11 protein-coding genes are annotated in these 11,163 nt (G+C 70.2%); 3 read left to right on the top strand and 8 right to left on the bottom strand.

Annotation, left to right across the window (positions count from 1 at the left end; genetic code table 11):
- Nucleotides 1–3 precede the first annotated feature (3 nt).
- Both BRW65_RS04385 and BRW65_RS04380 read right to left on the bottom strand, forming a co-directional pair.
- The gene (locus tag BRW65_RS04385; protein WP_073871657.1) at nt 4–684 is read right to left on the bottom strand and encodes a class I SAM-dependent methyltransferase; all 681 of its coding nucleotides are present in this window, start codon (nt 682–684) and stop codon (nt 4–6) included.
- Between the two features lie 21 nt (nt 685–705).
- The gene (locus BRW65_RS04380; protein ID WP_073871654.1) at nt 706–2,178 is read right to left on the bottom strand and encodes a glutamate--cysteine ligase; all 1,473 of its coding nucleotides are present in this window, start codon (nt 2,176–2,178) and stop codon (nt 706–708) included.
- A gap of 136 nt (nt 2,179–2,314) precedes the next feature.
- Between BRW65_RS04380 and glpK the strand changes: the two genes are divergently transcribed.
- A complete protein-coding gene (gene glpK, locus BRW65_RS04375) occupies nt 2,315–3,781 on the top strand; it encodes a glycerol kinase GlpK (protein ID WP_244167983.1) in 1,467 nt (488 codons plus the stop codon).
- Between the two features lie 26 nt (nt 3,782–3,807).
- Here glpK and BRW65_RS04370 read toward each other — a convergent pair whose 3' ends face one another.
- Complete coding sequence (locus BRW65_RS04370; protein ID WP_073871648.1) at nt 3,808–4,515, bottom strand: PadR family transcriptional regulator; 708 nt, start codon at nt 4,513–4,515, stop codon at nt 3,808–3,810.
- A 194-nt stretch (nt 4,516–4,709) separates the two neighbouring features.
- Between BRW65_RS04370 and BRW65_RS04365 the strand changes: the two genes are divergently transcribed.
- Nucleotides 4,710–5,111, top strand: coding sequence for a hypothetical protein (locus BRW65_RS04365; protein WP_073871645.1), 402 nt, complete (start codon nt 4,710–4,712; stop codon nt 5,109–5,111).
- An 8-nt stretch (nt 5,112–5,119) separates the two neighbouring features.
- Here BRW65_RS04365 and BRW65_RS04360 read toward each other — a convergent pair whose 3' ends face one another.
- On the bottom strand, nt 5,120–6,019 hold the full coding sequence (locus BRW65_RS04360; protein WP_073871643.1) for an RDD family protein: 900 nt from the start codon (nt 6,017–6,019) through the stop codon (nt 5,120–5,122).
- Nucleotides 6,020–6,055: 36 nt separating this feature from the next.
- Between BRW65_RS04360 and BRW65_RS04355 the strand changes: the two genes are divergently transcribed.
- Nucleotides 6,056–7,048: a stage II sporulation protein M gene (locus tag BRW65_RS04355; RefSeq protein ID WP_073871641.1), complete on the top strand. Its 993-nt coding sequence runs from the start codon at nt 6,056–6,058 to the stop codon at nt 7,046–7,048.
- Nucleotides 7,049–7,061: 13 nt separating this feature from the next.
- Here the strand turns inward: BRW65_RS04355 and BRW65_RS04350 are convergent, their stop codons facing one another.
- From BRW65_RS04350 to BRW65_RS04335, 4 genes are read right to left on the bottom strand one after another with little or no spacing between them, the layout of a single operon-like run.
- Nucleotides 7,062–8,384 (bottom strand): DUF58 domain-containing protein, encoded by a 1,323-nt coding sequence (locus tag BRW65_RS04350; RefSeq protein ID WP_073871638.1) that lies wholly within the window; start codon nt 8,382–8,384, stop codon nt 7,062–7,064.
- Nucleotides 8,384–9,367 (bottom strand): AAA family ATPase, encoded by a 984-nt coding sequence (locus BRW65_RS04345; protein WP_073871635.1) that lies wholly within the window; start codon nt 9,365–9,367, stop codon nt 8,384–8,386. The genes BRW65_RS04350 and BRW65_RS04345 overlap by 1 nt, the downstream gene beginning before the upstream one ends.
- Nucleotides 9,364–10,509: a DUF4350 domain-containing protein gene (locus BRW65_RS04340; RefSeq protein WP_073871782.1), complete on the bottom strand. Its 1,146-nt coding sequence runs from the start codon at nt 10,507–10,509 to the stop codon at nt 9,364–9,366. Before BRW65_RS04340 ends, BRW65_RS04345 begins: the two co-directional genes overlap by 4 nt.
- Entirely contained in the window at nt 10,509–11,162 is a 654-nt protein-coding gene (locus BRW65_RS04335) for a DUF4129 domain-containing protein (protein ID WP_073871632.1), read from the bottom strand. The genes BRW65_RS04340 and BRW65_RS04335 overlap by 1 nt, the downstream gene beginning before the upstream one ends.
- Nucleotide 11,163: the final 1 nt, after the last annotated feature.

The following is an 11,163-nucleotide window of genomic DNA, read 5'->3' as shown; positions in this document are numbered from 1 at the left end:
GGATTAGCCCGCCTTGTGCGCGGTCAGCAGGTAGGCGGGCATCTTGATCCGGCCCTTCTCGTCGCGTTCGTGCGGCGGGAATTCGAAGGGCGCATCGGGAATCTCGACGACATTCGACAGGATGAAGGCCGGGCGGATCTCGTCGACCTCCCAGTACTTGCTCACCGCGGCGCGTAGTTCGTCTTCGTCGACTTCGTTGGGCTTCGGTTCCATCTCGGCGGGGAAGGCGCCCTTGGCGAAGACCAGGACGAAGAGGCCGGCCCCCGGCGCGGCCGCGCGGTGGATCGAGCTCAGGTAGCCGTCGCGGCCCTCGACGGGCAATGAATGAAACAGCGTGGAATCGACGATCGTGGAGAACCGGCCGTCATAACCGCTGAACGAGGTGATGTCCGCCTGCACGAAGCTGGCGGTGGTCAGGCCCCGCTCCTGGGCGGCCTTGGTGGCCGCCGCGACGGCGGTCGGCGTCAGGTCGACACCGACCACGGTGTAGCCCTGCGCGGCCAGCGCCAACGACAGCTCGGCGACCCCACAGCCGGCGTCCAGCACATCACTGCGGAACTTGCCGGCCGCGGCCAATGCGGCCAGTTCCGGTTGCGGCTCACCGATGTTCCACGGCGGCGGGCCCTGGAAGTGCGCCTGTTCGCGGTATGCGCTGTCCCAGTCCATGACCTGATCACCCGGCATGGCTTTCAACGTACCCCGCCGTCACGACTCCCAGGTGTGCACCGGTTCGTTGGCGTGCATGTGCTCGCAGTACCTGCGCAGCATCTCGGCCAGTGCCGCGGGCCGGGGCATTCCGGTGTCTTCCAGCGCGCGCACGGTCGACACCTGCCAGCTGGCGCCGTTGCGGCCCGTCTTCGCGCGGCCCTCGATGACCCCCAGGAATCGGTCCCGCACCTCCGCGTCCACGCCCCAGCGTTGCAGTCCCTCGTCGGCGATCGGCAGTAGCGTGTCGAGGACCAGCGTGGTGGCCCGCACGTCGCCCAAACCCGGCCAGTGCAACCGGGCGTCGATGCCGTTGCGCGCGGCCTCGAGGAAATTCGCTTGCGCCGCAGCGAAATCCATGCTCGCCCAGACCGGATCGTGGTCCTCCGAAAGCCTGCGTAACAGGCCGTAGAAGAAGGCCGAATTCGCCAGCATGTCCACCACGGTCGGGCCGGCCGGCAAGACCCGATTCTCCAGCCGCAGGTGCGGGCGCCCGTCGACCACGTCGTAGACCGGCCGGTTCCACCGGTACACGGTGCCGCTGTGCAGCCGCATCTCGGACAGCCGAGGTGCCCGCCCGGCGGCCAGCTCGGCGAGCGGGTCCTCGTCGGACACCTCGGGCAGCAGGGGCGGGAAGTAGCGGATGTTCTCCTGGTACAGGTCGAGCACCGAGGAGATCCACCTTTCGCCGAACCACACCCGCGGCCGCACGCCCTGGGACTTCAGCTCCTCGGGCCGGGTGTCGGTGGACTGCGTGAACAGCTCGATGCGCGTCTCGGACCATAGCTGGTGGCCGAAGAAGTACGGCGAATTGGCGCCCAGCGCCAGCTGCGGCCCGGCCACCGCCTGGGCCGCGTTCCAGTTGGCGGCGAACGTCTCCGGCGCGACCTGCAGGTGCAATTGGATGCTGGTGCAGGCGGATTCGGGTGCTATCGACACGGCCTGCCAGCTCAGCGGTTCGGGGCCGGAGATGTCGATCGGGATGTCCTCGCCGCGGGCGGTGAAGATCGAGTCGTTGAGCGCGGCGTACCGCCGCGAGTCGCTCATCCAGCCGGTGGCCAGGTGTTCGGGCATCAGCGTCGGCAGGATTCCGATCATCACGATGTGCGCCCCGCCCAGGCCGGCCTTGGTCTCGGCGTCGTTCAGGCTGGCCCGCACCTCGCCTTCCAGGTCCAGCGCGGTATGCCCGGGCAGGGCGTGGGGCGGCACGTTGAATTCGATGTTGTACGCGCCCAATTCCGGCTGAAACGCCGGGTCCCCGATGGCGTCCAGCACGTCGCGGTTCGACATCGCCGGCTGGTAATCGGCGTCGACCAGGTTGCACTCGATCTCCATGCCGGTGAGCGGCTGGTCGGAGTCAAAGCGCGACTGTGCCAGCATCGCCGCGAAGGCGTCCAGGCACAACTGGAGCTTGCGCCGGTATTCCCGCCGATGCGCGCTGTTGTACGTGGTGCGCTTGACCTCTTCGCCCACACCGCCGATGCAACAGGGTAGCCGTCGGTAACGCAAGCTAGGTGGCGAGCTTGTCGAGACGGGCAGACCATGATGAACTCCTGACGTGCCCGAGTTCGTCGCCGCCATCGACCAGGGAACCACCAGCACGCGTTGCATGATCTTCGACCACGACGGTGCCGAGGTGGCCCGCCATCAGCTCGAGCACGAACAGATCCTGCCCCGCGCGGGCTGGGTCGAGCACGACCCGGTCGAAATCTGGGAGCGCACCTCCTCGGTGCTGATGTCGGTGCTGAACCGCGCCAACTTGACCGCCAAAGACATTGCCGCGCTTGGCATCACAAACCAACGCGAAACCACGCTGGTATGGAATCGGCGCACCGGGCGGCCCTATTACAACGCCATCGTCTGGCAGGACACCCGCACCGACCGCATCGCGTCGGCGCTGGAGCGCGACGGCCGCGGAGACGTGATCCGCCGCAGGGCGGGCCTGCCGCCGGCGACCTACTTCTCCGGCGGCAAATTGCAGTGGATCCTGGAGAACGTCGACGGGGTGCGGGCGGCCGCCGAAAGCGGCGACGCCCTGTTCGGCACCCCGGACACCTGGGTGCTGTGGAATCTGACCGGCGGCCCGCGCGGCGGCGTGCACGTAACCGACGTGACCAACGCCAGCCGGACCATGCTGATGGACCTCGAAACCCTCGACTGGGACGACGAGCTGCTGTCGTTCTTCGCCATCCCGCGAGCGATGCTGCCCGCGATCGCGCCGTCGTCGTCGCCTCGGCCGTACGGCGTCTCCGCACAAACCGGGCCGGTCGGTGGCGAGGTGCCAATCACCGGGGTCCTCGGCGACCAGCACGCGGCGATGGTGGGCCAGGTGTGCCTATCGGAGGGCGAGGCGAAAAACACCTACGGCACCGGAAACTTCTTGCTGCTCAACACCGGCGAGACGATCGTGCGATCGAACAACGGGCTGCTGACCACCGTCTGCTACCAGTTCGGCGACGCCAAACCCGTTTACGCGCTTGAGGGTTCGATCGCGGTCACCGGGGCCGCTGTGCAGTGGCTGCGCGACCAGTTGGGCATCATCAGCGGCGCCGCGCAAAGCGAGTCATTGGCGCGTCAGGTCGCCGACAACGGCGGGGTGTACTTCGTCCCGGCATTCTCCGGGCTGTTCGCGCCCTATTGGCGATCCGACGCCCGCGGCGCGATCGTGGGGCTGTCGCGGTTCAACACCAACGCACACCTCGCCCGCGCGACGCTGGAGGCGATCTGCTACCAAAGCCGCGACGTGGTGGACGCGATGGCGGCGGATTCCGGTGTGCGCCTTGAGGTGTTGAAGGTGGACGGCGGGATCACCGCCAACGACCTCTGCATGCAGATTCAGGCCGACGTCCTGGGGGTCGACGTGGTGCGGCCGGTGGTCGCCGAGACGACCGCGCTCGGCGCGGCGTACGCGGCGGGTCTGGCGGTGGGCTTCTGGGCCGATCCGTCCGACCTGCGGGCGAATTGGCATGAGGACAAGCGGTGGACGCCGGCCTGGAGCGACGAACAGCGCGCCGCCGGCTACGAGGGTTGGCGCAAGGCGGTGCAGCGGACCCTGGGCTGGGTCGACGTAACCTGATCCAGGGTCCGCTGTGTGGCCTGGGCTCAGTCTTCGCCCAGGATGCCGTAGACCTCGCGTCGCGCGTTGTTGAGGATCTCGACGATGCGCTGCTGCTGCTCGGCGGTGGCGGTGTGCGCGGACTGCGCGACCGCGCCGAACAGTTGGCCGATGGCCGCCCGCAGGTTCATGTGACCCGGGTCGGCCCCTTCGGCGATCTCGTCCCACGGCGGGGTCTCGACCTTCTCGGCCGCCGCGCGGCCCTCGTCGGTCAGCTCGAACAGCTTTTTGCTGCCCTCGCTCTCGCTCGCGGTGATCAGGCCCTCGTCGGTCAGCAACTGCAGTGTCGGGTAGACCGAACCGGGGCTGGGCTTCCAGAGCCCATTACTGCGTTCGGCGATCTGCTGGATCATCTCGTAGCCGTGCATCGGCCGCTCGGCGAGCAGCGCCAGGATGGCGGCGCGGACATCACCGCGCTTGCCGCGACCGGGGCCGCCGCGCCGCCATCCGCCGCGCCGGCCGCCCGGGCCGAAACCGAAACCCGGACCGAATCCGGGGCCGAAACCCGGGCCGAACCCGGGGCCGAAGCCGGGGTTGAACCCCTGGTCCCCCGCGTGGTCGCGGAGGTGTTCGAAGAAATCGCGCCGGGCCTGGCGCCTGGCGCCGTGCAGGGCGCGCCGTTGCACCGGGCCGGCGCCGAAGCCGAAGCCTTGACCGGCGAACGGTCCGCTGGGTGGCGTGAATGGGTTGCTCATGGTTGTAGTCCTTACGTTCTCGGGAGTCGCGCACCGTCCGTGCGCTACGAAGTATCACGATATATCGGAAACGATCGCGATGCAACGGGTGCGGCCGAACGGGCGGTGTGAACCCCCATGACCTGCGGTTCGGCGGCCGCACCGGCGTGCCCAGTCCGGTTTGCGCGTGACAGGCGGCGGGTAGGAACTCTGGGATGAACGCTGACGACTCCAACCTCGCGGTAGGCGGCGGAACCTCCGGCGCGACCGGCCCCGCGCAGGGCGGCAGCGGTCCCAGAAGTGGCAGCCGCAACGTGTGGCCGTGGGTCAACTGGGCGCTGGCGCTGGCCACGGTGCCCGCTGCCGCCATCGTGATGCTTTTCGCGCTGGGCGCGGTGATGAGCACCGACGGGTGCGCCGACCGCAGTTGCCCCAACCTGGGCCACGGGGGAATCAATTTCGGGGTCGCCTTCTACGGGGCCCCCGCGGTCGCCGTCGTGGTGATCGTCATCTCCCTGTTCACCGCCAAGCTTCGCGGCGGCGTCGCGGTTCCCCTGTTCGGTTGGGCGCTGCTGATCGTCGACGTCCTGCTCATGGCGGCGAGCGTCTCCGGCTAGCGCAACCGTCAGCTCGGCGGCGAGAAACCGCCCGGGGCGGGATTCGATGGGGCCTGCTGCGACGCACCCGGGTCCGGCCGCGGGACGGCCTGTTGGCGTGGCGCCGGCGGCTGTTGGGGTGGCGCCGGCGGCCAGGATGGCCACGGCGCGGGGGCCGGCTGCGGCATTGCCGGACGCAGCCGGGCCAATTCGCGGCGGTGCCGTTCGGCGAGCACGGCGGCGAGCACCAGCTCCGGCGGGGCGCCGGGTGGGGGCGGCGGCGCGATGCGGGACACCACGTCGCCGGCGATGCGGTATGCCATCTGGAGGCGTAGCTGGCGGTCGAGTTGCGTTGCACGCGAAAGAAATTGGCGGGCAACCTCGGCCTGGCCGGGAGACAGGCCGGACAGTTGCAGCGACGATGCCCACCAGGCCAGCGAAGGCGGCATCACCGGCGGCGGACCCAGCCGGGGCCCGCGTTCGTTCACCACCACCGTGCCGGCAAAGATATCGCCGATCCGCTTGGCCTTCGGCGACAGGATGCTGCAGATGACCGCCGGACTCCCGAACAGCATCCAGATCTCCACCACCGCGGCCAAGGCCCGAAACAGGGCCTGCCGGAACCGTTCTGGGCCGCCGTCGTCGGACACCACGCGCAGGCCCAGCGCGATCTTGCCGACCGAGCGCCCGCGCGTTGCCGTTTCGAGCGTCACCGGATAGCCGACGAGCACCAGCACCGTGAAAATGAGCAGCACGGCGGTGCTCAACGCGGAGTCGTACTGGGTCAGCGTGGCGGCCCACAACATCAGTCCGAGCAGATAGCAGACGACCATCACGGCGATATCGATCAGTGCGCTCAACGCCCGCACCGGCAACTGGGCGATTTGCACGTCGAGCACGACCGCGTCGCCGGTCACCACCTCCGACATAACACCGAACGGTACAGGGCGATTAGGCTGCGCAGGGTGGACGTCGACGCATTCGTGCTGGCCCATCGCGGCACCTGGGACCGCCTGGACCGGCTGGTCGGGAAACGTCGGTCGCTGACGGGCGCCGAGGTCGACGAACTGGTGGAGCTGTACCAGCGGGTGTCCACCCACCTGTCGACGTTGCGCTCCGCGTCGTCGGACTCGCTGTTGATCGGTCGGCTCTCGAGCCTGGTCGCGCGCGCCCGCTCCGTGGTGACCGGTGCTCATGCGCCGTTGAGCAGTACCTTCGTGCGGTTTTGGACGGTGTCCTTTCCGGTGGTCGCCTACCGGTCGTGGCGGTGGTGGCTGGGCACCGCGGTGGCGTTCTACGCCGTGGCCGTGGTCATCGGTTTCTGGGTGGCCGGCAATCCGGAGGTGCAGTCGGCCGCTGGAACCCCCAGTGACATCGAACAATTGGTCAACCACGACATCGCCGCCTACTACAGCGAACATCCCGCGGCCGCATTCGCCCTGCAGATCTGGGTCAACAACTCCTGGGTATCGGCGCAGTGCATCGCGTCGTCGGTTCTACTGGGACTGCCGATTCCGTTCGTGCTCTTCCAGAACGCCGCGAACCTGGGCTTGATCTCCGGGCTGATGTTTCAGGCCGGCAAGGGCGGCCTGCTGCTGGGGCTGCTGATACCGCACGGGCTGCTGGAGCTCACGGCGGTGTTCCTGGCGGGGGCCGCCGGCATGCGGCTGGGGTGGTCGGTGATCGCGCCCGGCGACCGGCCACGCGGGCAGGTGCTCGCCGAACAGGGCCGCGCCGTCGTCTCGGTCGCCATCGGGCTGGCCGGCGTGCTGTTGGTCTCGGGGCTGATCGAGGCGCTGGTCACGCCGTCGCCGCTGCCGACTTTCGTTCGGGTCGGCATCGGGGTCATCGCCGAGGCGGCGTTCCTCGCCTACATCGTGTACTTCGGTCGCCGCGCCACGCGGGCCGGTGAGACCGGTGACATCGAGGACGCGCCCGACGTGGTCCCCACCGGCTAAAGCCGATTGCGGGCTAAAGCCGGCCGGTGGCCTTCATCGCCAGGTAGCGGTCGGCCAGGGCGGGCGACAGCTCGGCGGGCGGGGCGTCGACCACCTCCACCCCGCTGCGGCGTAGCCGCGTGGCGATCGCGCGGCGGTCATTGCGCGATCGCTCGGCGGCCGCCGCGTCGTAGACGGCGGCGGGATCCGAACGCCCGGCGGCCATTTGGTCGACACGCGGGTCCGCGACGGCCGCAACAAGCAGGTGGTGTTTCGCCGATAACTGCGGCAGCACCGGCAGCAGGCCCTCGTCGAGGGCGGTCGCGTTGAGGTCGGTCAGCAGCACCACAAGAGAGCGCCGGCGGGCACGCCGCGCGATGGCGGAAACCATTGCGGTCCAATCGGGTTCGAGCAGGGCCGGTTGCAGGGGGGCCATCGCCTCCACGAGGTGCGCGAGCAGCTCGGTGCGCGACGCCCCGAAAACGCCGGCCCGGGTGACCCGGTCGTGGGCGAGGAAGTCGACGTGGTCGCCGGCCCGCGACGCGAGCGCCGCCAGCAGCAGCGCGGCATCCATCGACCAGTCCAGCCGGGGCCAGCCCGCGGGGTCGGCGGCCGTCGGGTCGACGCCCACCCGGCCCGCCGCGGTGCGCCCGGTGTCCAGCACGATCACCACGCGCCGGTCGCGTTCGGGACGCCAGGTGCGGACGACGACGTCGGCTCGCCGCGCGGTGGCGCGCCAGTCGATCGACCGCACGTCGTCACCGACGACATACTCGCGCAGCGAGTCGAATTCGGTCCCCTGCCCGCGGATCAGCGTCGGCAGCAGCCCGTCGATCTCCCGGAGTTTGGCCAGCCGCGCCGGCAGGTGCTTGCGGGACAGGAAGGGCGGCAGCACCCGAAGCAGGCCCGGCACCGCTTGCGACCCCTGACGTCCCGCCAGCCCGAGCGGGCCGATGGAGCGGGCGGTGACCACCGCCGCGCGCTGCTCGCCGCGGCGGACGGGCCGCAGTTGGGACTGGACGTGTTGGTGCTGTCCGGCGGGGATGCTGACGGGATGGATGCGGGGTCGCGCGCCCGCGCTGGGCGGCCAGGCGTCGCGAACCTGGCCGCGCAACCGCCGCCGGCCGTCGTTGTGGATCAGCAGCCCGACGTCGACCTGCTGAGCGAGCCGGGCGGAGCGATCCGGCGACCGGATGTAGCGCAGCTTGCGGGGACTGGCCGCCAGCGCGATGTCCACAGCCACCACGCTCAAGAGCGCGACCAGTAGGACGCCGAAAGTCCTTGCCGGCCAAGGGGAAAGCGCGATGGGCAGGACGCACGTCAGCGCGACCAGCCCAGTGCGTCCGGTCAGGACCACTAGCGGGGCACCGGGACCGAGGCCAGGATGCCGTCGAGGACACCGTCGGGGGTGGCCCCTTCGAGTTCGGCCTCGGGGCGCAGCATCACGCGGTGCCGCAGCGTCGAACGGGCCATGGCCTTCACGTCGTCGGGGGTGACGTAGTTGCGGCCGGACAGCCAGGCCCAGGAACGGGCCGTGCCGAGCAACGCCGTCGCCCCACGCGGCGAGACGCCCAACTGCAGGGCGGGCGACGAACGGGTGGCCCCGACGATGTCGACGATGTAGCCCAGCACCTCGTCGGCGACCAGCACGTGCCGCACGGCGTCGCGCCCGGCCGCCAGTTCCGCCGGCCCGGCCACCGGCTTGATGGCCGACAGGTCGCGCGGATCGAAGCCGTGGGCGTGCCGGCTGAGGATGGCGATCTCCGAATCCCGCGGCGGCAGAGTCACATTCAGTTTCAGCAGGAAACGATCCAGCTGCGCTTCGGGCAGCTGATAGGTGCCCTCGTATTCGACGGGGTTCTGGGTCGCGGCGACGATGAACGGGTCGGGCAGGGGCCGGGCCACGCCTTCCACGCTGACCTGGCGCTCCTCCATGGCCTCGAGCAGCGCGGCCTGCGTTTTCGGCGGGGTGCGGTTGATCTCGTCGGCCAGCAGCAGATTGGTGAACACCGGGCCGGGCCGGAACTCGAACGCGGCGGTGCGCGCGTCGTACACCAGCGAGCCGGTGACGTCGCCGGGCATCAGGTCGGGGGTGAACTGCACCCGCTTGAACTCCAGCTGCAGTGCGGCCGCCAGCGCCCGCACCAGCAGCGTCTTGGCCACGCCCGGAACGCCTTCCAGCAGCACGTGTCCGCGACACAGCAGCGCGATCACCAGGCCGCTGACCACCCCTTCCTGTCCGACGACGGCCTTGGCGAGCTCGCCGCGCAGCGCCAGCAGGGCGTCTCGTGCCGACTCAGCGGTGGGGGTGGTCTCCGCGGGGGAGGGGGTCTGCGTCACGTCCGTGTGACCTGCCTTTCGATGTCGTCGAGCGCACGGGCAAGTTGTAACAGGTCGTTGTCGGTCGCCGGGGGCGGACCGAATAGTTGGTAGGACACGAACGCCGGATCCGCCCCGCTGCGGGCGGCCACCGCGCCCGCCACCGCGGGCGCCGACGCGCCGGTGTTCAGACCGAGCCGGGGCAGCAGCCGCTGCAGTGTGGCGGTGCGCAGCGCCGCCGCGGCGCGGTCGCGCGCCCGGCGGGACCGGTAGAGCCGGCCGCGGCCCTCGACGGTCTCCGACGCGCGCACCACGACGGGCAGTTCCTCGGCGACCAGCGGGCCGGGCCGCCGGCCGCGCCACAGGGCGACCAGCAGCACGACGAGGCACAGTTGCCAGACGATCCACGTCACGCTCTGCGGGACCAGGTCCGCGATCGAGCCGGGCGGCGGCGCTTCGCCCTCGATCCGGTGGGGCGCGTACCAGACGAGCCGGGGCCGGGCGCCCGCGAGGTTCATCGCCAGGGCGGCGTTGCCCGCCTGCAACAGGGCGCCGTTGGTCAGGAAGTCGGTGCTGCCGACCGCGGTGACGGTCCGCCCGCCGTCCCGGAAGCGGACGAGCGCGCCGCCGTAGCAACGGGTTAGCGGTCGGTCGTCGGTGGCGCGGTAGGTGTCGCTGGGGCCGAATCGCACCGGCCCGGCGCGGGTCGCCTCGCGCAGCGTGCAATCGGGGTCGGTGTCGAAGGTGTCGGCCGCCGAGACGCGCAGGCCGGGCATCAGCGCCTCGCGGGTTCGGGAGGTCGGTTCCACCAGCAGCAGATCCCCGGGCGCCCTGGAGAGCCGGTCCAGGAGCGACTCGGTCAGGTATTGGCTTTGCGCCACCAGGATCAGTGCGTCGGGACGCGCCGCCCGTTCGACATCGGCAATGCTGTCGGCGACAACGACGTCGACCCCGCCGCCGCGCAGTAGCGCCACCAGCGCGTGGGCGCCGTCGGGTTCCGTCGACGCCGGATCCATCCGCGCTCCGGGACGCGGCGCGGTCAGATAGGCATCGACGCCGGCGATGACGGCGAGCACGATCAGGGTTAGGATCACCCAGCGCCAGGATCGCCAGCGCTGCAACGCCGTCGGGCTCGCTGGATGGGGGCGCGTGGTGGTTGCCATCACCGCACCTGCGCCCACGAGTCGGCCGCGGCGGGTCGCCCCGGCCCCACGGGAACGGCCGCAGAGCGGGAGCGCAGGTGGTCGTCGAGATCGGCGATCATCTGGTATGCGCTCTGGGTTCCGGGTTGCTCACCGTAGGTCACGTCGTTGAACGCCGTTGCGGCTTGGGCTAATTCGCCTGAGAGATGGGGTAGCGCGGCACCGGCGTCGACGGCCAGTTCGTTGGCGGTTCGGCCGGGAGCCGGGTTCAACACGCCGGTCTCCTCGAGCTGGCGGGCGACCGCTCGCAGCCGGTGCCTAATCGCCGCGGCCCATTCTCCTTGCGCCGCATAGTCTTCGGCCGTCGCACGATGCTGGGCCGCCGTGAGCTGCGCGGCTTCGAACAACTGATAGTCGCCGCCGCGGTTGGTGCGCATGGTGCGCCGCGCGACATGGATGGCGACCGCCAATGCGATCGCCAGCATGATGAAAAGCACCATGGCCGTGAGCCACCCGCCGGGGAAGGAGGCGGTCTTCTGCAGCAGCCGGTAGATGAGCTCGTTGATCCATTCGGCCATCTGATGTCCGGCCGAGCCCTTGGAATACATCGGCTTGTTCAGCTCGTCCTGGGCGGCCTGATGCGCGGCATCGCGGTCGATGTCGATGGAGGGCACT

Source organism: Mycobacterium paraffinicum, assembly GCF_001907675.1.
Classification (GTDB): Bacteria; Actinomycetota; Actinomycetes; order Mycobacteriales; family Mycobacteriaceae; genus Mycobacterium; species Mycobacterium paraffinicum_A.
This window is presented reverse-complemented; position numbering and strand designations above follow the sequence as displayed.

Bases quoted from the DNA above. Each gene is read 5' to 3' on its own strand.
- BRW65_RS04385 (WP_073871657.1), bottom strand. From the start codon at position 684: ATGCCGGGTGATCAGGTCATGGACTGGGACAGCGCATACCGCGAACAG.
- glpK (WP_244167983.1), top strand. From the start codon at position 2,315: ATGATCTTCGACCACGACGGTGCCGAGGTGGCCCGCCATCAGCTCGAG.
- BRW65_RS04370 (WP_073871648.1), bottom strand. From the start codon at position 4,515: ATGAGCAACCCATTCACGCCACCCAGCGGACCGTTCGCCGGTCAAGGC.
- BRW65_RS04365 (WP_073871645.1), top strand. From the start codon at position 4,710: ATGAACGCTGACGACTCCAACCTCGCGGTAGGCGGCGGAACCTCCGGC.
- BRW65_RS04360 (WP_073871643.1), bottom strand. From the start codon at position 6,019: ATGTCGGAGGTGGTGACCGGCGACGCGGTCGTGCTCGACGTGCAAATC.
- BRW65_RS04340 (WP_073871782.1), bottom strand. From the start codon at position 10,509: ATGGCAACCACCACGCGCCCCCATCCAGCGAGCCCGACGGCGTTGCAG.